This is a genomic window from Xanthomonas sp. WHRI 10204, assembly GCF_040202875.1.
Taxonomy (GTDB): Bacteria; Pseudomonadota; Gammaproteobacteria; order Xanthomonadales; family Xanthomonadaceae; genus Xanthomonas.
In genome coordinates this window covers 830,019-851,316 of the sequence record NZ_JBEGDW010000002.1, presented here as the reverse complement: position 1 = coordinate 851,316, position 21,298 = coordinate 830,019, and the positions used below count along the sequence as shown (strand labels likewise).

The 21,298-nt window shown below is 64.9% G+C and carries 17 protein-coding genes and 2 other RNA genes; 11 read left to right on the top strand and 8 right to left on the bottom strand.

Annotation, left to right across the window (positions count from 1 at the left end; all coding sequences use genetic code 11):
- Positions 1-293: 293 nt before the first annotated feature.
- A non-coding RNA gene (locus tag ABQZ00_RS14475) (sX9 sRNA) lies at positions 294-369 on the top strand.
- Between the two features lie 338 nt (positions 370-707).
- Entirely contained in the window at positions 708-3,242 is a 2,535-nt protein-coding gene (locus tag ABQZ00_RS14470; RefSeq protein WP_323537973.1) for an excinuclease ABC subunit UvrA, read from the top strand.
- A gap of 234 nt (positions 3,243-3,476) precedes the next feature.
- Here ABQZ00_RS14470 and ABQZ00_RS14465 read toward each other — a convergent pair whose 3' ends face one another.
- The 3 genes from ABQZ00_RS14465 to ABQZ00_RS14455 all read right to left on the bottom strand — a co-directional run bounded on the left by ABQZ00_RS14465 (position 3,477) and on the right by ABQZ00_RS14455 (position 5,758).
- Entirely contained in the window at positions 3,477-4,133 is a 657-nt protein-coding gene (locus tag ABQZ00_RS14465) for a fibronectin type III-like domain-contianing protein (RefSeq protein WP_323537974.1), read from the bottom strand.
- Positions 4,124-4,501 carry a hypothetical protein gene (locus ABQZ00_RS14460; protein ID WP_323537975.1) on the bottom strand — a complete coding sequence of 126 codons (378 nt, stop codon included), beginning with the start codon at positions 4,499-4,501 and terminating at the stop codon, positions 4,124-4,126. Before ABQZ00_RS14460 ends, ABQZ00_RS14465 begins: the two co-directional genes overlap by 10 nt.
- Positions 4,502-4,684: 183 nt before the next feature.
- Positions 4,685-5,758 carry an NAD(P)-dependent alcohol dehydrogenase gene (locus ABQZ00_RS14455; RefSeq protein WP_323537976.1) on the bottom strand — a complete coding sequence of 358 codons (1,074 nt, stop codon included), beginning with the start codon at positions 5,756-5,758 and terminating at the stop codon, positions 4,685-4,687.
- A 132-nt stretch (positions 5,759-5,890) separates the two neighbouring features.
- Between ABQZ00_RS14455 and ABQZ00_RS14450 the strand changes: the two genes are divergently transcribed.
- Positions 5,891-6,466: a TetR/AcrR family transcriptional regulator gene (locus ABQZ00_RS14450; protein ID WP_323537977.1), complete on the top strand. Its 576-nt coding sequence runs from the start codon at positions 5,891-5,893 to the stop codon at positions 6,464-6,466.
- A 303-nt stretch (positions 6,467-6,769) separates the two neighbouring features.
- Here the strand turns inward: ABQZ00_RS14450 and ABQZ00_RS14445 are convergent, their stop codons facing one another.
- The 3 genes from ABQZ00_RS14445 to ABQZ00_RS14435 are packed head-to-tail and all read right to left on the bottom strand — an operon-like array spanning position 6,770 to position 10,709.
- On the bottom strand, positions 6,770-9,067 hold the full coding sequence (locus ABQZ00_RS14445) for a xanthine dehydrogenase family protein molybdopterin-binding subunit (protein WP_323537978.1): 2,298 nt from the start codon (positions 9,065-9,067) through the stop codon (positions 6,770-6,772).
- A complete protein-coding gene (locus ABQZ00_RS14440; protein ID WP_323537979.1) occupies positions 9,064-10,152 on the bottom strand; it encodes an FAD binding domain-containing protein in 1,089 nt (362 codons plus the stop codon). Before ABQZ00_RS14440 ends, ABQZ00_RS14445 begins: the two co-directional genes overlap by 4 nt.
- Positions 10,125-10,709: a (2Fe-2S)-binding protein gene (locus ABQZ00_RS14435; protein ID WP_323537980.1), complete on the bottom strand. Its 585-nt coding sequence runs from the start codon at positions 10,707-10,709 to the stop codon at positions 10,125-10,127. The genes ABQZ00_RS14440 and ABQZ00_RS14435 overlap by 28 nt, the downstream gene beginning before the upstream one ends.
- A 280-nt stretch (positions 10,710-10,989) precedes the next feature.
- On the opposite strand from ABQZ00_RS14435, the gene ABQZ00_RS14430 reads away from it, so the two are divergent.
- From ABQZ00_RS14430 to ABQZ00_RS14405, 6 genes are all read left to right on the top strand, one after another.
- Entirely contained in the window at positions 10,990-11,514 is a 525-nt protein-coding gene (locus ABQZ00_RS14430) for an RNA polymerase sigma factor (protein WP_115512300.1), read from the top strand.
- Entirely contained in the window at positions 11,511-12,614 is a 1,104-nt protein-coding gene (locus ABQZ00_RS14425; RefSeq protein ID WP_323537981.1) for a FecR family protein, read from the top strand. Before ABQZ00_RS14430 ends, ABQZ00_RS14425 begins: the two co-directional genes overlap by 4 nt.
- Before the next feature lie 343 nt (positions 12,615-12,957).
- On the top strand, positions 12,958-15,858 hold the full coding sequence (locus tag ABQZ00_RS14420; RefSeq protein WP_323537982.1) for a TonB-dependent receptor: 2,901 nt from the start codon (positions 12,958-12,960) through the stop codon (positions 15,856-15,858).
- A 272-nt stretch (positions 15,859-16,130) separates the two neighbouring features.
- A complete protein-coding gene (locus tag ABQZ00_RS14415) occupies positions 16,131-17,456 on the top strand; it encodes a histidine-type phosphatase (protein ID WP_323537983.1) in 1,326 nt (441 codons plus the stop codon).
- A gap of 109 nt (positions 17,457-17,565) precedes the next feature.
- A complete protein-coding gene (locus ABQZ00_RS14410) occupies positions 17,566-18,870 on the top strand; it encodes a jacalin-like lectin (RefSeq protein ID WP_323537984.1) in 1,305 nt (434 codons plus the stop codon).
- Between the two features lie 59 nt (positions 18,871-18,929).
- Positions 18,930-19,006, top strand: a non-coding RNA gene (locus ABQZ00_RS14405) — sX9 sRNA.
- Between the two features lie 220 nt (positions 19,007-19,226).
- Here ABQZ00_RS14405 and ABQZ00_RS14400 read toward each other — a convergent pair.
- Together ABQZ00_RS14400 and ABQZ00_RS14395 are read right to left on the bottom strand one after the other, a co-directional pair.
- Positions 19,227-19,652, bottom strand: a complete 426-nt coding sequence (locus ABQZ00_RS14400; RefSeq protein WP_055846280.1) for a type II toxin-antitoxin system death-on-curing family toxin — start codon at positions 19,650-19,652, stop codon at positions 19,227-19,229.
- Between the two features lie 8 nt (positions 19,653-19,660).
- Entirely contained in the window at positions 19,661-19,882 is a 222-nt protein-coding gene (locus ABQZ00_RS14395; RefSeq protein WP_055845667.1) for an AbrB/MazE/SpoVT family DNA-binding domain-containing protein, read from the bottom strand.
- Between the two features lie 158 nt (positions 19,883-20,040).
- On the opposite strand from ABQZ00_RS14395, the gene lexA reads away from it, so the two are divergent.
- Together lexA and imuA are read left to right on the top strand one after the other, a co-directional pair.
- Positions 20,041-20,646, top strand: a complete 606-nt coding sequence (lexA, locus tag ABQZ00_RS14390) for a transcriptional repressor LexA (protein WP_323537985.1) — start codon at positions 20,041-20,043, stop codon at positions 20,644-20,646.
- Between the two features lies 1 nt (position 20,647).
- On the top strand, positions 20,648-21,298 hold the full coding sequence (gene imuA / locus ABQZ00_RS14385) for a translesion DNA synthesis-associated protein ImuA (protein WP_323523238.1): 651 nt from the start codon (positions 20,648-20,650) through the stop codon (positions 21,296-21,298).

Here is a 21,298-nt window from a genome sequence, read left to right as displayed (position 1 = left end):
GACCAGCTTGCCAGGTGCGATTTACGGTCTCGATGCGTCGATTGCAGAGCGGCTGAGTTGCGGCCTGGCTGCAGGGCCCTTGTCCGCCCACCATCGCGGGACACGCTGCAAGTACGTCCTTGTAAGCTCTTACGCGGCATCCATGCCGCGTAAGGTCCCGCGATGGTAGGCGGGCAAGGACCACCGGAGATGGTCGGTGTGCAGAGTCGCAAGATGCATGGTGTGCTTTTAGAGCAGCTACCAAAACGACTGTGCTCACCGCCAGGCGGGCGCGGCCGGTGCTCGGAATCAGCATGTACCACTCGTACACTCCGGTTCCTGCGCGACGTCCGCACCCACCTGACGACTGCTCGCTACGTTTTGTTAGTCGCTTTTAACTCGCTGGCTCAGATGCAGCTGTGCGACTCGTACCAGCAAGCCAACGCAGGTCGCGAAATGGCCCGCTTTTCATCTGGCGCCCGACCAACTCTCTGGTGCGGTGTCCTCGCCGCTGGCGGGACCGTGTGGCGGCATGGATGCCGCCACCGAGCTTCCACGGATGGATTCACGGCGTGTCCCGCGAGCGGTGAGGGCACCGCGCCGTCGACCAACCTCGCTTTTGGTCCAAGCATCTGCCTGCATCTAAACGACGCTACGATGTTGCAACGACATCGGCTGCATGCATGCCGCGCTAGGCTATGACGCTGTCGAATGTCGGTTCGCTAGTCATGTCTAACGCAATGTCGTCTTCCTCCGGCCTGGTACGCGTGCGTGGTGCGCGCGAGCACAACCTCAAGAATGTGGACGTGGACATTCCGCGCGATGCGCTGGTGGTGTTCACCGGTGTCTCTGGTTCGGGCAAGTCGTCGCTGGCGTTCGGCACTATCTTTGCCGAGGCGCAGCGCCGCTATCTGGATTCGATTTCGCCGTATGCGCGTCGCCTGATCGACCAGGTAGGCGTGCCGGAGGTGGATGCCATCGACGGGCTGCCACCAGCGGTGGCCCTGCAGCAGGCACGCGGCGCACCGAGTGCGCGCTCGTCGGTAGGCAGCGTCACCACCATTTCTAACTCGCTGCGCATGCTGTATTCGCGTGCAGGCAGTTATCCGCCGGGGCAGGAGATCATCTATGCGGACGGGTTTTCGCCCAATACGCCGGCCGGTGCCTGTCCCACCTGTCACGGCCTGGGCCGCATCTACGACGCCACCGAAACCACCATGGTGCTCGACCGCAGCCTGAGCATCCGCGAGCGCGCGGTGGCTGCCTGGCCGGGCGCCTGGCATGGGCAGAACCAGCGCGACATCCTCACCACGCTGGGCCACGATGTAGATGTGCCGTGGCACACGCTGCCGAAGAAAACCCGCGACTGGATTCTGTACACCGATGAGCAACCGGTGGTGCCGGTGTATGCCGGCTACAGCCTGGACGAGGTCAAGCGCGCACTCAAACGCAAGGAAGAGCCCAGCTACATGGGCACCTTTACCAGTGCGCGGCGCTATGTGTTGCACACCTTTGCCAGCACGCAGAGCGCGCAGATGAAAAAGCGCGTTGCGCAGTATCTGGTCAGCACGCTGTGCCCGCAATGCGATGGCAAGCGGCTGCGACGCGAGGCGTTGTCGGTGACCTTCGCAGGGCTGGATATCGGCGAGTTGTCGCGCAGGCCGCTGGATGAAGTCGCCGAACTGTTGCGCCCGGCCGCCGATGCCGATGTGCGGACGCAGGCAAAAAAGAAGGGCGCCACGCAGCACCCGGAACAGGTGATCGCCGCGCAACGGATTGCCGAGGATTTGCGCGCACGGATCGCGGTGGTGCAGGCGCTGGGCCTGGGTTATCTCAGCCTGGAGCGCAGCACGCCCACGCTGTCGCCGGGCGAGCTGCAACGCCTGCGGCTTGCTACGCAGATCCGCTCGCAGTTGTTCGGCGTGGTGTATGTGATGGACGAGCCATCGGCGGGCTTGCACCCGGCCGATGCGCAGGCGCTGCTGGGCGCGCTGGACCAGTTGAAGGCGGCGGGTAATTCGGTGTTCGTGGTCGAGCACGAGGTGGATGTGATCCGCCATGCCGACTGGATTGTGGACGTGGGCCCTGCGGCCGGCGTCCATGGCGGGCAGGTGCTTTACAGCGGGCCGCCAGCGGGTCTGGAGGCGGTGGCGGCATCGTCCACGCGGCGTTATCTGTTCGGCACGCCACCAGCGGTGCTAAGCCATGCGCGTGCCGCGACCGGTTGGCTGCAGCTGCGCGGCATTACCCGCAACAACGTGCGCGCGCTGGATGTGGATCTGCCGTTGGGCGTGTTCACCACGGTGACCGGTGTGTCCGGCTCGGGCAAGTCGTCGCTGGTGAGCCAGGCGCTGGTGGAGTTGCTGGCCGCGCATCTTGGTCATGCAGCGTCTGAAGAGGACGACGCACTGGACCCCTTGGAGCGCGGCACGCAGGTGCCGCTGGGTGGTGCGATCGTCGGCGGGCTCGATCGCGTGCGCCGGCTGGTGCGGGTGGATCAGAAACCGATCGGCCGCACGCCGCGCTCCAACCTGGCCACCTACACCGGCTTGTTCGATCCGGTGCGCAAGTTGTTTGCGGCCACGCCCACTGCGCGCCGTCGTCGCTACGACCCCGGGCAATTTTCGTTCAACGTCACCAAGGGCCGCTGCGCCACGTGCGAAGGCGAAGGCTCGGTGTCGGTGGAGTTGCTGTTCATGCCCAGCGTATACGCACCGTGCCCCACCTGCCACGGCGCGCGCTACAACGCCAAGACGCTGGAGATCGAACTGCGCGGGCACACCATCGCGCAGGTGTTGGCAATGACGGTGGATCAGGCGGTGGCATTTTTTGCCGACGACGCCAGCGTGTTGCGGCCGTTGCAAGTGTTGCGCGAAGTGGGGCTGGGGTATCTGCGTCTGGGCCAGCCGGCCACCGAATTGTCCGGTGGCGAAGCGCAGCGCATCAAGCTGGCTACCGAACTGCAACGCGCCCAGCGGCGCGACACCGTCTACGTGCTGGACGAGCCCACCACCGGCCTGCATCCGTCCGACGTGGATACTTTGATGACCCAGCTGCAAGGACTGGTGGACGCCGGCAATACGGTGATCGTGGTCGAGCACGACATGCGCGCGGCCGCCAGCAGCGATTGGGTGCTGGACATGGGGCCGGGCGCAGGCGGTGCCGGCGGCAACGTGGTGGTTGCAGGCACGCCGGATGCGGTTGCGCGGCACCGTGCCAGCCGCACCGCGCCGTTCCTGGCACAGGTGCTGGCCGGGGAATAGCACGCGGCGACATCCGATGCGCCGCGGTTGTCGAGCACTCGCAACATCAGCCGGTGCAGCGGCGGTCTCAGCAGCGGCGCGCTTGGAGCAACCGATGAAGTGACCGCCAGCAGCGAACGCGCGCTGCCTGTGCTCGACGGTGCCATGCACCTCGGCCGCCCCGTGGCGCCTGTGCGCCATCCATGCCCGATTGGCAGCGGCCCGCTGCGCTTTGTTGGTGACTCAGCCCAACAACTAGAATTGCGCATGCACGCCATCGGCTTCGGCAGATGGCGCAAGCCACACATCGAACAGGCCCGGCTCCACGATCGGGGTCATTGCCTGCCCGACAAACACCAGATGCGCGCGACGCAGCTCGAACTGCACGCTGACGCTACCGCCGGCAGGCACCCTGACCTTGCGGAAGTCCTCGAGCTCACGCACCGGGCGGGCAACGCTGGCCGTGCGGTCGCGCAGATAGAGCTGCACCACTTCGTCGGCGTCGCGGCTGCCATGGGTGCTGATGCGTGCGGTGATTTGCAGGCTGCCGGTCGCCGTCATCTGCGGTGCGCTTAGCTGCAGATCGGTGTAGGCGATGCGCCCGTAGGTCAGGCCATGGCCAAACGGGAACAGCGCCGTGTTGGGCACGTCGCGGTCATGCGTGGTGTACCGCTGCAAGCCGTGCGGATCCAGGTTGGGGCGGCCGCTGGGCGGGTGCGCATAGGTGTAGGGCACCTGGCCTGCGGCGTGGGGAAAACTCACCGGCAAGCGGCCAGAGGGCGCGTGCACACCGACCACGATATCGGCAATTGCATTGCCGGCTTCCGAGCCCAAAAACCAGGTGACCAGGATCGCCGCGCTCTGCAGGGCCGGGCCTTGCAGCGCGAGCGTACGGCCGGTGCTCAGCAGCACGACCGGCGTGCCGGTGGCACACTGCGGCCAGTCAGCGCAGCCTCTTGCAGCTGCCGATGCCAGCGCACATTGGAGCCGTTGAACACGCCGGTTAGCTGCCCGGCCCGCGCCGCGGCCAACTGGTTGCGCCCGGCCCCATCCTTGCTCGCCGGGTTGGCGTTAATCGCCTTGTCGACCTGTTCTGCAGAACTGAAAAGACTGAGCTGGCCGGCCTTTTCTTCCACGCTCATGCGCGCGATCAACGCCTCGATAAAGACCGGCCCACGTAATGGCCCCGGTGGCAACGCCCAGCCGCTGGGAATGCAGGAAAGCACCGCGAGCGTGGCCGCACCACGGAGCAACTCGCGACGTGCAGTGCGCGCAGGCATGCGGGAACCTTGCTGGGCGGAAGATGCGCTCACGCTACATCAGCGTGATGCCCTGCGGCCGATTGGGTTCGCATCGGATCTTGGACTTGGGGAAGGCCGGTTTGCGCATCGGGCCGACGTTGCAACGCACCTATGTAATGCCGGCACGCGCACCGGCCGCGCCGGCATTGCGCGGCTGTCCGCTTACAAGGCCGATGCTTGCAGATCGATCACAAAGCGGTAGTGCACGTCGTTGTTGTGGACGCGCTCGAATGCAGCGTTGATGTCCTGCAGTTTGATCAATTCGATATCGGCCACGATGCCGTGCTGCTGGCAGAACGCGAGCATGCTGTGGGTGTCGGCGGTGCCGCCGGTGCCGGAGCTGGTGACCTTGCGGCGGCTCATGGCCAGCAACACCGGGCGGAAATCCAGTTGGTCGGGCAGGCCCAGCGTGCACAGCGTGCCGTCGAGATTGAGCGCCTTGAGCATGTCGTTCATGGGGTAGCTGCGCGATACGGTGTCGAGGATGAAATCGAAGCGGTAGGCCTGCGCCTGCATTTGCGCCGCATCGGTGGAGACCACCACCTCGTGCGCGCCCAGACGGTGCGCTTCGGCGGCTTTCTTCGGCGAGGTGGTAAAGGCGACGACATGCGCGCCCATGGCACGGGCGAACTTGATGCCGAGATGGCCAAGCCCGCCGATGCCGACCACGCCGACGGTCTGGCCGGGGCCAATGCCGTAGCGGTGCAGCGGAGCAAAGCAGGTGATGCCGGCGCACAGCAATGGCGCGGCGGCCGCCGGGTCCAGGCCGTCGGGCAATGGGTAGACGAAGCGAGCGTCGGACACGTAGTACTCCGAATAGCCGCCGCGCGTGCGGCTGCCGTCCACGCGATCCACACCATCGAAGGTCAGGGTGGGGAAGGCGTGGCAATACACTTCGTCATGCGCCTGACACGGCGCGCAGTGCCGGCAGGAGTCGACGATGGTGCCGATCATCACGCGCTGGCCCAACGTAAAGCCTTCGACCTCCGCGCCCAGCTCGATCACTTCGCCAACGATTTCATGGCCCGGCACCAGCGGGTATTCGCTTGCCCACTTGTTAATCGAGTGCAGGTCCGAATGGCAGACGCCGCAGAACAGCACCTTGATTGCGACATCGGTGGCGCGTACCGCGCGGCGTTCGAACTGCCACGGCACCATGGCGCCTTCTTTTTCGAGCGCTGCATAGGCGCGGGTAGTGCGGCTTGCGCCGCTGGTGTGCGGATTGGCAGAGGTCATGGCGGTCGCTGTGCTTTACAATTGGCGGAACGTGTAAGATTTACGTATTTACAAATAATGTCAAGTGTAAAGTCAACGAAGAAGGCGGCTACCCCCGCCACAGCACCTGCCGAAAGCAAGGAGGCGCGTGTCATGGAGACCGCGCTGCAGCTGTTTCTACGGCATGGCTACCGCAAGGTGAGCATGAGCGACATCGCCCAGGCTGCGCAGATGTCGCGGCCGTCGCTGTATGCCACGTTCCCCAACAAGGAGGCGATCTTTGCCGCGCAGGTCGTGCGTCAGCGCGACATTTGCGCGGCCGCAACGGCGCAGCGCGTACGCGATACGCAGGACCTGCAGACCCAGTTACGGCAGTTGTTCGATATCTGGGTGCTGGAGCCGGTGGCTGCGGTGATCGATTCTGAAAACGGGATGGATCTGGTTGCCAACTGCGGCGTGTATGCGCCCGACGCGCTGGATGCGCTGTACCAGCAGATGGAAGACACCCTGGTGCAGCTGCTGCGCCCGCATGTGCGCGGCAACAGCGCGATGTCGGCAGCCGATCTTGCCTACATCCTGCGGCTTACCACCACCAGCCTCAAGGCATCGGCGGATAACGAAGCGGTGTTGCGGCGTTTGATCGCTGGTCTGATCACCATGGCCTTGTCCACGGTGCAGGCGGGCAGTGCGCAGACGCCGGGCAAGAAGAAGGCCGTGCGCGGACGGTGATGCTGTTGGCGTACAGGTGAGATGGTTGGTGCGGCGTGTTGATCTGGATTGGTCATCGTGTTTTGACGTCAGTCGTCAAGCGGCACTGTGTCGTGTGCTCAACGGCGACAGATGCGTGATGGCGCCTGCCGGATGTCGGCGAGCTATGCGGTGTGCATCTGTTTGAGTGATTGAGCCGGGTTAGCTTGTGCTTGCAAGGCGCGTTCGTAATCACGCAGCGGGCCCGACATCGTGCGATGTCGAGCCCGTTGGGAGACGCCATCAGCCCTGACTGCGAGATCCTGAGATCCCGCAGCAGGTCGCTCAGTCTGCCATCACCTTGTCCGGCGTCATTGGCGTGCTGCGGATGCGTTTGCCGGTGGCGTGGAAGATGGCATTGCAGATGGCTGCCGACACACCCACCTGGCCGATCTCGCCGACGCCTTTCGCCCCCAGGCTGCTGACCACGCGGTCGTCTTCGTCGGCAAAGATCACCTCGATGTCGTGGATGTCGGCATTGGCGGAGACGTGATACTGCGCCAGATCGTGATTCATGAAGCGGCCGAAGCGGTGATCGGCCTGGGTATGTTCGTGCAAGGCCTGGCCGATGCCCCACACCACACCGCCGATGATCTGGCTGCGCGCGGTGGTCGGGTTGAGAATGCGCCCCGCAGCAATCGCGCTGACTACACGCGTCACCCGCACGCTGCCCAGCTCCTCGTCCACGCGCACTTCCACAAACACCGCAGCGTGCGTGGCACGTGTGTATTTGCGCTGTTTGAGCACGTTGGGCAGCAGCAGGAACTTGTCTTCGATCTGCTCCAGTTCGGCTGCACGCAACAATGCAGGTAACGCAATCGCGCTGCTGGCATCGGCACGCAATGCAATCGTGCCATCGGCGAACACCACATCGTCTAGCTTGACCCGCGCAAAGCGCGAGTTGGGCGAGGCCTGGGCCAGGCGCAGCAGGCGCGTGCGCAACTTGCCGCATACACCGTCCACCGCCGAGCCGATCGTGGTGACATGCGAGGAGCCGCCTTCAATCGGTGCGACAGGCAGCGTCGAGTCGCCAAGCTGGAAGGTCACCTGTTCCAGCGGAAGGCCCAGCGCTTCGGCAGCGATCATCGCCATCACCGTGTAGGTGCCGGTGCCGATATCGCTGGCGGCACTGCTCACCACCAGTCGGCCATCGGCGTGCAGCACGGCATGGGCGCGCGCAAACATCTGCATCGCATCCCACTGCCCGGTGGCCATGCCCCAGCCGACCCACTCGCGGCCTTCCTTGCGTGCGCGCGGCTGCGGCGGACGCTGTCCCCATCCAAAGCGCTCGGCACCTTGCTGGTAGCACTCGCGCAACGCCTTGCTGGAAAACGGCTTGTCATCGGCTGGATTGATCTCGGCGTAATTCTTCAGCCGCAGCGCCAGCGGATCGATGCCGACTTCGTAGGCCAGCTCGTCCATCGCCACTTCCAGCGCATGCATGCCATGAGTGGCACCGGGCGCGCGCATGTCCATCGGGCTGTACTGATCCAGGCTGACCAGGTTGTAGCCAAGATGCACGTTGTCGCAGGCGTAGAGCTGTCCGCTCCAGTTGACCACCACCTCGACGTAATCTTCGATGCGCGAGGTCTCGGCGATGGCCTCGTGCCAGATGGCGCGCAAGCTGCCATCGCGGTCGGCACCGAGCTTGAGCCGCTGCACGGTTTCCGGGCGATGGCCGAAGGTAAACATCTGTTGCCGCGTCATCACCACACGCACCGAGCGATCCAGCTTGATCGACGCCATCACCGCCAGCGCCAGCTGATATTGCGGCCGCAGGCCGGAGCCGAACGCGCCGCCCACATATGGGTTGCGCACGGTGACCTTGCGCTTGCTCAGGCCGAACACATGCGACACATACCAACGGCTGTTCTGCGAGCCCTGGGTCTTGTCGTAGATGGTGAAGTGCCCGTCTTCCTCACGGATCACGGTGGAGGCGAACAACTCCATCGGGTTGTGGTGCTCCACGCCGTTGTAGTAATCGGCCTGCACCTGACAGGCGGCATTGACAAAGGCAGTGTCCGGCTCGCCCTTGTCCTTGGGCGGTGGCGAAAAGCCTGCCTTCAACGCCTTGGGTTTGTGCGCACGCTCCAGATTGGTCATCAAGTTGGTTGCGTGCGGCTCTTGCGCGTACTCCACCTGCACCAGATGCGCTGCATGGCGCGCAGCCTCGAACGTGTCTGCCACCACCAGCGCCACCGGCTGCCCGCTGTAGCGCACGGTGTTGTCGTACAGGGGGCGAAACGGCGAGCCGGCCGGCGCGGTCATGTCCTTGTAGAACAGATCCATGCCACGCATGTGCGGGCGATTGTCGTGGGTGATGATCTCCAGCACACCCGGCACCGCGCGTGCGGCAGCCAGATCGAAGCCGACAATCGTGCCCTTGGCGATCGTGCTGCTGACCACCACGCCATAGGCCAGATCCGGTACCGGCCACTCGGCGGCATAGCGTGCCTGGCCGGTGACTTTTGCACGCCCATCGATGCGCGGCACACCAGTGCCGGTGGGGCGGAAGCCGGTGCCTTGATCGGCGACCGGCGGCGTCAATTCGCTGTTGGACAGATCAGTGCTGCGTGCGTTCATGGCGCTTGCTCCAGCGCACTGGTGCGCCCGCGGTTGTCGGTGGTGCCCTCGCGTGCGACCTCGAGTGCGCGCACGATGGCGCAGCGCGCCATTGGCAGCTTGAAGGCGTTTTCGCCCTGCGCTTGTGCACCTTGCAGCAAGACATCGGCCAGAGCTGCGAAGGTATCTGCGGTTGCTGGCAATCCCACCAGGTGCGCTTCTGCATCGGGATTGCGCCACGGCTTATGCGCCACCCCGCCCAGTGCGACACGCACCTCGCCAATGCTGCCGTCATCGTTCAAATCCAGCGTAGCAGCCACCGACACCAGTGCAAACGCATACGACAGGCGCTCGCGGATTTTCAGATAGGCGCTATGGGCGACAAAGCGCTGCGCGTCGGGCAGATCGATATGCACGATCAACTCGTCCGGCGCCAGCGTGCTGTCCAGTTCCGGATGATCTCCAGGCAACCGATGAAAATCGGCAAAGGCAATGTCGCGTTCGCCTTGCGGGCCTTGCACATGGACGACTGCATTCAGCGCGGCCAATGCCACGCACATATCCGACGGATGCGTGGCGATGCAGTGCGCGCTGGTGCCGAGAATGGCGTTGTACTTGGTCAGCCCGCCAATGGCCGAACACCCGCTGCCGGGTGCACGCTTGTTGCAAGGTGTGGCGTGATCGTAGAAATACAGGCAGCGCGTACGTTGCAACAGATTGCCGCCGTTGCTGGCCATGTTGCGGATCTGCGGCGACGCGCCTGCCAGGATTGCCGCGCTCAGCAACGGGTAGCGCGTCTCGACTTCAGGGTGGTACGCGGTATCGGCATTGCGTGCGAGCGCGCCCAGGCGCAGGCCGCCCTCCGGCAGCGTGGTAATGCTGTCCAGCGGCAAGCGATTGATGTCGACCAGGCTGCTGGGGCGCATCAGCTGCAGCTTCATCAAGTCGGTGAGGTTGGTGCCGCCGGCGATCAGGCGCACGGATGCGTCGGATGGCACCGGCTGCGGGTCGTTGCCGCGCGATGCGATGGCAGCGAGTGCGGCATCCACGCTGTCTGGGCGCGCGTAGCTGAGCGGGATCATGCCGGCACCGTCCCGGGCGTCCACGGCGTGGCAGCGCTGTCGCTGCTGTCGCTGCTGTCGCTGGGCTTGCCCATCACTTCCATCACCGCATCGGTGATCTGCGGATACGCACCGCACCGGCAGAGGTTGCCGCTCATCAGTTCGCGTACCTGATCGCGGTCGTGCGCTTTTCCTTCATTGAGCAGGCCAACCGCAGAACACAGTTGCCCCGGCGTGCAATACCCGCACTGAAACGCATCGTGCGCGATGAAGGCGCGCTGCAGCGGATGCAGCTGGTCGCCATCGGCCAGACCCTCGACGGTGGTGACGTCGGCGCCGTCCTGCATCACCGCTAACGTCAGGCAGCTGTTGATGCGACGGCCGTCGACCAGCACCGTGCATGCACCGCATTGGCCGTGATCGCAGCCCTTTTTGGTGCCGGTGAGATCGAGCCGATCGCGCAGCAGATCGAGCAGGCTGATCCAGGCTTCCAATTGCAATTGATAGGGCTGGCCGTTGATGCGCAGGTTGACCGGGTAAGTCGGCGCAGCGGTGGCGATTGCCGGCGCCGTGTGATTGGCAGTGGCGGGCGTGGCATTCATGCGAACCCCGTGGCGATGGCTGGGAGGAGGGGCTCACCTTGACGCGCCTAGGGTCAAGGTGCGGTGTAGGGACGGTGTAGATGTAGCGATGCTCGATCGCGCTTGCGCACGCCAATCGCAATGCTGTGGCGTTCGCTCAGCTGCGTTGCGATGGCGTGCAATGGGCAATTGGTTGCGCAGCGCAGTGGCCCGCTTTGCAGGTGCGTTGCGCGTTGCGCGTCATCGTGGTGTCACCTGAATTGGCCAGGCTAGCCCACCCAGCGCAAGGGGAGCGCGCACGATGAAAGCCAACGCCAGCCGCGCGTGGACCCAGGTGTTCACGCAGCACGGATCTGTGCTGCGCGGTTTTTTTGTGCGCCGCGGTGCCAAGGAGGACGCCGAGGACCTGGTGCAGGAAACCTATCTACGCCTGTTGCGCGCGCAGCAGGATCAGGGCGAGGGCATCGCCAATCCGGAAGCCTATCTGTACACGGTGGCGCTGAATCTTGCGCGCGAGCAGGCGGTGCGCCGCAAGCAGGCGCCGTTGCAGATCGAAGAAATGGAACAGTTTTCGCAGTTGCTGGCCGCAGGCGAGGATGTGGAAGACGCCGCGCACCGTCAGCAGCGCCAACAACGATTGCAGGCCTTGTTGGCCACCTTGCCCGAGCGCACCTGCGCGGTGCTGGTGATGCAGTACCGCGATGGGCTCAGCTACAAGCAGATCGCCGAGCGCATGGGCGTGTCTGCACATATGGTCAAGAAACATGTGGTACGTGGTTTGTCGGCGTGCAGGCAGGCGGTTGCCGACAGCGGGGAGAGCTGGTGAGTACGCGTCTTTGGGCCACCCGCAGGGCTGCGAGCGAGGCCGCGCACTGGCATGCACTGCAACGCATGCAGGCGCTGGATGCGTTGCAGCAAGCCAGCTTCATGCAATGGCTGACCGCATCGCCGCTGCATGTGCGCGAGTACATGGCCGTGCTGCGTGTGGCCGGTGAGCTAGGCGATGCCTTGCGTGGCATGCAGCTGGATGTGGATGCCTTGCTCGATGGCGATCGCCGCACGCGTGCGGCTGCAGCGTCGCGCAATGTGATCGTGTTGCCGTTGCCGTCGCGATTGCCACAACCACTCCCACAACAGCCTCGACATGCGCCGCCGCCGGGCCGCACCGATGGTCAACGCAGTGCGCGTGTCCGCGGCTGGAGCCTGGGTTTGGCCGCAGCGGTGTGCGGTGTGGCGGTCTTGACCGGCTGGGCGTGGCCGCGCACGCAGACCTATGCCACCGCGCATGGCGAGCAGCGCCGCGTGCAATTGGCCGATCGCAGCGTGGTGCATCTGAACGCGCTGAGCAGCGTGCGCGCGACCATGACGCCGTGGAGTCGTCGCCTGCAATTGCTGCAGGGTCAGGCCAGCTTTGAAGTGGCCCAGGACCCCCGTCGGTTGCAGGTGTATGCGGGCCGTCTGCGTGTGGAAGATATCGGCACCACCTTCGATATTGCGTTGTATCGGCAGCAGGCACGCATCGAAGTCACCGAGGGCCGCGTGCACGTGTGGCGCGATGACCGCAAGCAGCAGCCGATGCTGGCGGACCTGGGCGCCGGGCAGAGCGCACGGATCGACGCTGTGTCCGGCCGGGTCGACGTGTCCAACGAGGATGTCGCCGCGATGCATGCGTGGTGGCAGCGGCGCATCGTGTTCCGCGATGCACCGCTGACCACTGTGGCGGAGGATTTCAATCGGCTCAATCGCACCCGCCTGCTCATCGACGATGCCGCCGCCGGCGCGTTGCGGCTCACCGGTAACCTGCGCGGCGACGATGTCGCCTCGCTGCGCGCGTTTCTCGACGACCAACCCAACCTGCGCGTGGTCGCTGCGCCGGGCGTGTTGCGCGTGAGCAGCCGACCAGCGCAGGGCGCTGCTGCGCACTGACGACAGCGGCGGTGCATGGCACCAATGGCACCGTCGTGGCCCAGCTGACATCCCCGAGCCAGGCGCGCCCGGCTGGGCGGCATCGTGTGCATGCCGCGCTCTGACAGCAGCCATGTCCCTTTCAAGACTGGCTAGCGCTGCGCACACGCGCAGATGCACCCGTATCGCTCACTCAGCGTCGTGCACTTGCGTGCATGCGCGCTGCCACCACGCACGTGTCACAGAAAATTCATCAAAAACCGGTGCCCGATCGTCGCTGTCGTCCCTCGTAGTCCGGGTACAACGCAGCATTCCCGCCTGTGCGTGGCGCTGCGCATTGCTTCCTCCCCTACTGGATTCCACGATGCGTCGTACGTTGGTTCTTTCGATTGCTCTCGCGTTGCATGCCGGTACTGCCGGTGCCCAGACCACGCCGGTGGCCGTGTCGGTCGATGCGATTCCCGCCCAGCCGTTGGCACGTGCACTCAATGCCTTGTCGCGTCAGACCGGCCTGCAATTCGTGTATGCCGCAGGCGTTGCCGGCAACCCGCAGACCCGTGCCACCACTGCCGGCATCGCGCCGGAGCAGGCCTTGCAGCAATTACTTGCCGGTACCGGCCTGCGCTATCGCTATCTCAATCCGACCACGGTGACCATCGAAACAGCCCAGGACGCGCCTGGCGCGCAGCCGCAGGTGTCCCCGACGTCGGCGGCAGTGGCGAACGCGCCAGTACCACGCGCAGGCGCACCGGTGCAGGAGCTGGACAGCATCCAGGTACTCGGCAGTTATGCCGGCAGCCTCAGCGCCGCGTTGCGGCAGAAGCGCTATGCCGACAGCGTGGTGGATGTGATTGCGGCAGAGGACATCGGCAAGTTGCCGGCACAAAACGTGGCCGAAGCGCTGCAGCGGGTGCCTGGCGTGTCGATCGTGCGTGACCGCGGCGAAGGCGTGTACGTGCGCGTACGCGGCCTGGGCCCGAACTTTCAGGTCACCACGCTCAACGGCCAGACCATGGCGGTCAACGAAAACGTGCGCACCTCCGGCCAGACCGGGCGGCAGTTTCGCTACGACACGCTGCCGGCCGAACTGGTATCCGGGTTGGACGTGATCAAGAGCCCCACCGCGGATCTGGATGAAGGCGCCATCGGCGGCATCGTCAATGTGCGCACGTTCCGCCCATTGGAACTGGGCAAGACGCTGGCCAATGTGTCGCTGGAATCGAGCCAGGCGCAACGCACCCATGCCAACGATCCGCGCGTGTCCGGCCTGTTCAACTGGGTCAATGCCGAAGGCACCTTCGGCATGCTGATCTCTGGCGCCTATGCGCAACGTACGCTGCGCCAGGACCGCGTCAACGAGGTGAGCTGGGACTACTACCGCAGCGGTGTGCCGGGCGTGCCTGGTGCCAATTACGTGCCGACCGGTCTGCGCCCGACGCTGGAACTGGAAGAGCGCGAACGCACCGGCGTTGCGGCGTCGCTGCAATGGAAGCCCAGCGCGCAATGGGAAACCACGCTGGATCTGCTCTACGCCAAGCAGACGGTGCATTACGACGAATACAGCATGGGTGTCGGCTTCGACAACCTGTCCAGGATGAGCAATCTGCGCGTTGAAAACGGCGGCATCACCGGCTTCGATTACCGCAATGGCCAGGTGCAGATTTCGCGCGAGACCTCCGGCATCACCGACGACAATCGCAGTGCGCGCCTGTCCAGCACCTGGAGCGGCGACCAATGGACGCTGGGCGCGGTGGCCTTCCACTCGCAGGCGCACAGCTACGATTCGGACCCGATCCGACGCACACGCCTGCGCAGCGGCACCAACTTGTCGATGCGCGTGGACATGCCGCAAGCCGACGGCGATAACGTGCCCGATTGGAGCTTCACCAACGGCTTCGATCCCACCAATCCGGCCACCGTGGCAGGACGCCGCCTGGAATGGCGGCAGATCGATGCGCGCGACAAGGAAGACGCACTGCAGTTCGATGCCAAGCGTACGCTCGACGGCAGCGTCTTCCGCGACATCAAGGTAGGCGCCAAATATCGGGAGCGCTCACGCACCTACGACCGTGCCGACCTGCTGCTCAACAGCATCGCCGGGGTGCGCTTCCCGGCCAGCAACTTCACCGCGCTGCCGGTGAGCGACATGCTGGCCGACGCCAACGGCAACCTGCCGCGGCAGTGGCTGGCACCGGTCGAGTCCGCGTTCTGGGGCAATTGGCCCACCAGCGCCGATCTGCGCAATACGCCCAACAGCGCGGATCTGCAGAATTCCTATGAGGTGCAGGAAAAGATCGCTTCGGCCTACGCCATGACCGATTTCGGCACCGATCTGGCCGGCCGCGAGCTGCGCGGCAACTTCGGTGCGCGCGTGGTGCGCACCGAGCAGGCCACCGATGGTCATGCCGATGTCAACGGCACGGCCCAGCCAGTGCATTTCGAGCGCAGCTATACCAACGTGCTGCCGTCGTTCAACGCGGCCTGGGACGTGCGCGATGACATGGTGTTGCGCACCTCCGCAGCGAAGGTGATCACACGCCCGGATCTCACCGACCTGTCGTCCAAACTCACTTTCAATTCCAGTGGCGAAATCCTCACCGCCAGTGGCGGCAATCCCGCGCTGCAGCCGTTCGAAGCATGGCAGTACGACCTGACCTTCGAGTGGTATATCGATGGAACCTCGGCGCTGACCGGGGGGCTGTTCTACAAGGATATTTCCAGCTTCATCCAGACCCAGATGTCCAACCTGGTCTACCAGGGCCAGACCTACCTGCTGTCGTCCAAGACCAACGGCAGCAAGGCGATGGTGCAGGGTGCAGAGGTGGCGTATCAGCAGGTGTTTACCGGCTTGCCGTCGCCGCTGGATGGCCTGGGCATGCAGCTCAACTACACCTGGACCGACAGCAAGGCGACCTATCACGACGGTAGCGGCAGCTTTACCGACAGCCTGGAAGGCGTGGCCAAGAATACCTACAACGCCGTGCTGTTCTACGAGAAAGGCCCGTTGATGGCGCGTGTCAGTTACAGCTGGAGCGACGAGATTCTCAATGCCGTCGGCACCGCCAATGTGGCCACGCTCAACAGCGACAAGTTCGGCAGCCTGGATGCCAACGTGGCTTACAAGGTCAACGACACGCTGTCGGTGTTCGTCAATGCGATCAACCTCACCGGCGAAGTGCAGCGCCAGTTTGTCGGCGATCACCTGTTCGGTGGCTATACCGACTACGGCCGCACCTGGTCGTTGGGGGTGCGCGCGCGTTTTTGAGTGGGGCCAGGGCAAGCCGGTGAGCATGGATGAGTGGGCTGAGGACGCTGCGCTCGATCTGGCACGGGTGCAGCGCCACATGCTGCAGCCGCCTGGTGGCGCAGCCGTTCCGATCGCCGATCCAGCGTTGCCGGCAACGACTGAGGCCACAACCGGGCGCCTTCCAGCAAGACGTCCTCTGCACCAGCAACGGCGCCCGCGGTGGCGTGGTTGCCACTGCACGCCACGCCCTATCGCGTCATACGGGGCGCGCCACGATCGAGATCGAATGCATGTCATCGCTACCGCGTCTGTGTTTCGGATTTTTTGCTGCTGTCGTTGCTGCGCTGGTTCCACTAGGAACCGTGCATGCCGCCGCAGTGCCGGACACGCTTGAAAAAGTCGTCATCCTCAAACGCCACGGCGTGCGTGCGGCGATGTCCAGCCCGGAAGCATTGGGCCGTTATTCCGCACGTCCCTGGCCACGCTTCGGCGTGCCGGCCGGTCACCTGACCGAGAACGGCGCACGTCTGGAAGCATTGTTCGGTAGCTACTATCGCGCGCATTACGCACCGCTCGGCCTGTTCGATGGCGATGGCTGCGACAGCGTGTATTACTGGGCAAATCGCACCCAGCGCACCATCGCCTCGGCACAGGCGCTGGCAAGCACGCTCACGCCGGGGTGCACGAACACGGTGCACCACGTTGCCGATGGCGCGTCCGATCCGTTGTTCGATGGCACGCCGGCGTTGCGCCAACCCGCTGCCGCCGACGTGATGCGCGCTGCCATCGCCGGCCGTATCGGCGGCGATGTCGCGGGCTGGAATGCGGCCCAGCACGATGCGATCGACACCTTGCAACAACTGCTGTTGCAGTGCGCGCAACGGCCGTGCCCGGCGCAGGCCGGTGCGGGCAAGCGACGCCTGGATGCAGTGCCCGCACGCATGGGCGATGCACATGACGGCATCGCCGAAGTCGAAGGTCCGGCACCGGCCGCATCGGGCATCAGCGAGAGCCTGTTGATGGGCTGGGCCGACGGCCAGGACTTTGCCGCACTGGGCTGGCAAGGCCTGGACGAAGCCAGCCTGCTGCGCGCATTTGCGCCGCATCAGGCCGAGTTCGCGTTGCGCCTGCGTGCGCCGACGGTGGCGCGTATGGCCAGTTCGCCATTGGCGGCGCGGCTGCTGGCAACCTTGCAGCAAGGCAGCGATCCCAATCGCGGTGCACACGCCAATACCGCGCTCGCCACGCCGATGGGTGGGGATGCACGGCTGGTGGTGCTGTCCGGTCACGACGGCACGCTGACCTTGCTGGCCGGCATGTTCGATCTGCATTGGCAGCTGCCGGGGTATCAGCCCGACCAGACCGTGCCCGGTGGTGCGTTGGTGCTTGAGCGTTGGCGGCGTGCCGACGGGCAACGCGTGATCCGCGTGCGCTACACCGCGCAGACCCTGGCGCAACTGCGCGAACGCCGCGCGCTCACAGCGCAGGCGCCACCGCCGTCTTCGCCGGTCTTCATTCCCGGCTGCAGCAATGCCACGCCGGAGTACGACTGCCCGCTACCGACCTTGGCGACATTGATCGACGCGGCGATCGACCCGCAGTACCTGAGCGAATGACGCTGCGTGCGCCGGCCGATGGCCGTCGCACGTGGTCGCATCGGCGTCGTGGACGCCGCTTTTCTGGCCGCCGTGCCAGCGGTTTTTTCCTTTCTGCAAGAGGTGATCCATGCTCCAGCATTTAGGCACACTCGTCAGTCTCGGAATCGCTCTAAGCCTTGCCTGCGCCAGCACTGCCCGGGCACAAACAACCGTCGGCGTGCTCGACGTGCTGACCTACAACGTCGCCGGTCTGCCCGAAGGGCTGTCCAGCGGAACGCCGGCCACCAACACCGCACTGCTGGCACCAAAACTGGCGCCTTACGGCCTGGTCCATGTGCAGGAAGACTTCAACTACCATGCCGCGCTGTACGCCGGCGATGCGCATCCGTATCGCACCGCCACCAGTGGTGGCGCCGCGTTGGGCGATGGGCTCAATACGCTCAGCAACTATCCCTTCAGCGACTTCACGCGGGTCAAGTGGAAGCAGTGCAACGGCACCGACTGCCTGACCCCGAAAGGTTTCAGTTACATGCGCGTCCGCCTGGCCGATGGCGTGTTGCTGGACGTCTACAACGCGCACCCCAATGCCGGTGTCGAAGCGGGCGATCTGTCCGCACGTCGCGCCAATATCGGCCAGCTCTCGCAGTTCATCCAGACCTGGTCGGCCGGTAACGCGTTGTTGGTGATGATGGATTCCAACACGCGCTACACCCGCAGCGACGACAACATCCGCGAGCTGATCGCCTCCAATGGGCTCACCGATGCGTGGGTGGAATTGATCAAGGGCAGCGCACCGGCGGCCGGCGCCACGCCGCTGCTCTGCGGCACGCCGCCCACCAATAGCTGCGAGGTGGTCGACAAGATGTTGTACCGCGATGCACCGCAACTGACCCTGGTGGCCAATCGCTATCAGCTCGATGCTGGCGGCTTCTATGACAGCGCCGGCAAGCCCTTGTCCGATCATTATCCGGTGTATACGCAGTTCGGTTGGGCGGTGGGCGATCAACTGCGCACCAGCGACCAGTTCGGTGGCCCGCATGGCATTCCGTTCAACGACCTGGCCGGCAATCCCGGCGCTCGCCGACTCAGTGGCGTGACCTTGCGCGGCGGTGAGCGCCTGGATGGCGTGGGTGTGATCCTGGACAGCGGCAAACTGCTGGCGCATGGCGGCAGTGGCGGGCAGGCAACGACCTTGTCGCTGGGTGCCAACGAAACGCTGTCTTCGGCCACCTTCAGTGTGGGCAAGTACAACGACAGCACCCGCGTGTTTTCGCTGAGCCTGCGCACCAACACCGGCCGCAGCGTACAGGTGGGCACCCCGAGCAGCGAGCGCTATACGCTGACCGCTCCCAACGGCTGGCACATCGCCGGTTTCACCGGCCGTGCCGGCGACGAGATCGATCAGTTGGGTGTGGTGTATGCGAAGGATTGAGTCGCCAACAGAACGACTGTGCTCACCGCCAGGCGGGCGCGGCCGGTGCTTGGTGCGGCATGTACCACGCGTACACCCCGCTTCTGAGCGCGCTGTCCACGCCCACCTGGCGACTGCTCGCTACGTTTTTTGAGCCGCTCTTCGGCGCGTTGTCAGGCAGACATCACGCAGTTGCAACTTAGCGATGCACGGCCATGGATGGCCACGATGCGCAAGCTGCCAAGCGATGCCGCAGGCGATGGGTCGCGGCGTCGCTGTCGTTGTGTAGAGAGATACAGTTGTGCATGCAAAACGTCGCAGCTGTAGGGAAGGTCAGTACACCCATCGCATGCGACCCGCATGGCGCCGACAACGCATCAACCGTACTGACCCTGCGGCTCATGCACCTGCGTGTCCGCACGCAAGCGCACACGTGGGCGCAACCAGTGAGCAAATTCGGCTTCGCTCCACGCGCCATCTGCTAATCCCATCATGGCGACATACTTCTCTTCCTGCGACGCCATGAGCTCGGCACCATTGAGCATCAGGAACACGCGATAGCAGACATGGGCAGTGCGCTTGTTGCCATCGACGAAGGGGTGATTGCGCGCCAGCCCATAGGCCAGGCTTGCGGTCAACTCCACCAGGTCCGGTGGGGGATCGCCGTAGGAAAATAGCTGTTGCGGACGTGCCAGTGCCGAATCCAGTAATGCCTCGTCGCGCACGCCAGCAGCGCCGCCGTGTTCGCTCAATTGACGCTCATGGATGGCCGAGGCAAGTCCGCGCGTGATCCACACGACCATGCGCGTGTTCATTTGGCCAGCTTGTTGAGCACCTGACGATCCTCGCGCATCACTTGCTCGGCCACTTCCATTTGCGCGGCCAGGGTGGGGTCGAAGGCGGTCAGCTTGATGCCGTCGGGCGTTTCCAGCGCATACAGCTCGTCGCCTTTGCCCAGACGCAAACGCGCAAGCAGATCCTTGGGCAGGATGACGCCGGCGGAGTTGCCGATGGCAGTGATCTTGAGTTTCATGGCAGCCCTTTCGCGTTATTACGTAAGTTATAACTCCTTGATCGTACGCTCGCAAGCAGCCGTGCTGAGCGGCTCAGCAACCTGCACCAGCCAATCTCGCCTGCTGCGACCGATAAGTGTACAAATATACACCTTGTCCCGCACAGTCCTTGTTCTCCATGACGCCCTTGTCCCCCAAACGTGCTGCGGTGCTGGCCTTCCTGCAGCAGCGGGCCCAGGCCGGCGTGTCGCCCAGCCTGGCCGAGATTGCGCAGGCGTTCGGCTTTGCCTCGCGCAATGCCGCGCAAAAGCACGTGCAGGCACTGGCCGAGGCCGGGTTGATCGAATTGCTGCCCAACCAGAAGCGCGGCATCCGCGTGCCAGGCGGGGCCGGGCGCGATGCCTTGCTGGCCTTGCCGGTGCTGGGTCGGGTGGCGGCCGGTGTGCCGATCGGGGCGGATATCGGGCTGGAGCGGCAGCTGTGGCTGGACCGCACGCTGTTTTCGCTGCGTCCGGATTACCTGCTGCAAGTGCAGGGCGATTCGATGATCGACGACGGCATCCTGGATGGCGACCTGGTCGGCGTGCATCGCAGCAACGATGCGCGCGATGGGCAGATCGTGGTGGCGCGGGTGGATGGCGAAATCACCATCAAACGCCTGGAGCGCGGCGCCGAGCGCATCCGGCTGCTGCCGCGCAACCGCGCGCATGCGCCGATCGTGGTGGCGGCCGACGCCGACTTCGCGATCGAAGGACTGTACTGCGGCCTGATCCGGCAGGGTTGAGATGAGCGAGCCCGTGCAGCTGCGACACCACGGCAATGCCGCGCTGGCCATGCCGCTGGATGCCTTGCTGGCCGCGCGCACGGTATGGCGTGCAGGCCACGGCACCGCCACGGCCAATGGCGGCGAATCCACCGGGCATGCTGCATTGGATGCGCTGCTGCCCGATGGCGGCTGGCCGCGGCGGGCGCTTACCGAGTTGCTGTTGCCCGCACATGGCATCGGCGAGATCGCCTTGTTGTTGCCCACGCTGGCGCGGATGACCGGCGCCAGCAGCCGGGTGGTGCTGGTGGCGCCGCCCTTCATTCCGTATGCGCCGGCCTGGCAGGCGGGCGGGGTGGTGCTGGAGCATCTGGAAGTGGTGCAGGCCGAGCCGCGCGACGCCTTGTGGGCGTTCGAACAATGCCTGCGCAGCGGCGCCTGCGCGGCGGTGTTGGGCTGGCCGCAGACCGGCGATGCGCGTGCCTTGCGGCGGCTGCAGGTCGCGGCCGACAGCGGCAATTGCTGCGCGTTTGCGTTGCGCGATCGTCGCCACGCGATCAATGCATCGCCGGCGGCCTTGCGGCTGGAATTTCTGCCCGAGCGCGATGCCTGGCAGGTGCGCAAGTGCCGCGGCGGCCAAGTGCCCTCGCAGCCGTTGCGGCTGGCGCATTGA

Bases quoted from the DNA above. Each gene is read 5' to 3' on its own strand.
- ABQZ00_RS14430 (WP_115512300.1), top strand. From the start codon at position 10,990: ATGAAAGCCAACGCCAGCCGCGCGTGGACCCAGGTGTTCACGCAGCAC.
- ABQZ00_RS14450 (WP_323537977.1), top strand. From the start codon at position 5,891: ATGGAGACCGCGCTGCAGCTGTTTCTACGGCATGGCTACCGCAAGGTG.
- ABQZ00_RS14460 (WP_323537975.1), bottom strand. From the start codon at position 4,501: ATGCCTGCGCGCACTGCACGTCGCGAGTTGCTCCGTGGTGCGGCCACG.
- ABQZ00_RS14415 (WP_323537983.1), top strand. From the start codon at position 16,131: ATGTCATCGCTACCGCGTCTGTGTTTCGGATTTTTTGCTGCTGTCGTT.
- lexA (WP_323537985.1), top strand. From the start codon at position 20,041: ATGACGCCCTTGTCCCCCAAACGTGCTGCGGTGCTGGCCTTCCTGCAG.
- imuA (WP_323523238.1), top strand. From the start codon at position 20,648: ATGAGCGAGCCCGTGCAGCTGCGACACCACGGCAATGCCGCGCTGGCC.
- ABQZ00_RS14410 (WP_323537984.1), top strand. From the start codon at position 17,566: ATGCTCCAGCATTTAGGCACACTCGTCAGTCTCGGAATCGCTCTAAGC.
- ABQZ00_RS14420 (WP_323537982.1), top strand. From the start codon at position 12,958: ATGCGTCGTACGTTGGTTCTTTCGATTGCTCTCGCGTTGCATGCCGGT.
- ABQZ00_RS14395 (WP_055845667.1), bottom strand. From the start codon at position 19,882: ATGAAACTCAAGATCACTGCCATCGGCAACTCCGCCGGCGTCATCCTG.
- ABQZ00_RS14445 (WP_323537978.1), bottom strand. From the start codon at position 9,067: ATGAACGCACGCAGCACTGATCTGTCCAACAGCGAATTGACGCCGCCG.
- ABQZ00_RS14435 (WP_323537980.1), bottom strand. From the start codon at position 10,709: ATGAATGCCACGCCCGCCACTGCCAATCACACGGCGCCGGCAATCGCC.
- ABQZ00_RS14400 (WP_055846280.1), bottom strand. From the start codon at position 19,652: ATGGTCGTGTGGATCACGCGCGGACTTGCCTCGGCCATCCATGAGCGT.
- ABQZ00_RS14470 (WP_323537973.1), top strand. From the start codon at position 708: ATGTCTAACGCAATGTCGTCTTCCTCCGGCCTGGTACGCGTGCGTGGT.
- ABQZ00_RS14455 (WP_323537976.1), bottom strand. From the start codon at position 5,758: ATGACCTCTGCCAATCCGCACACCAGCGGCGCAAGCCGCACTACCCGC.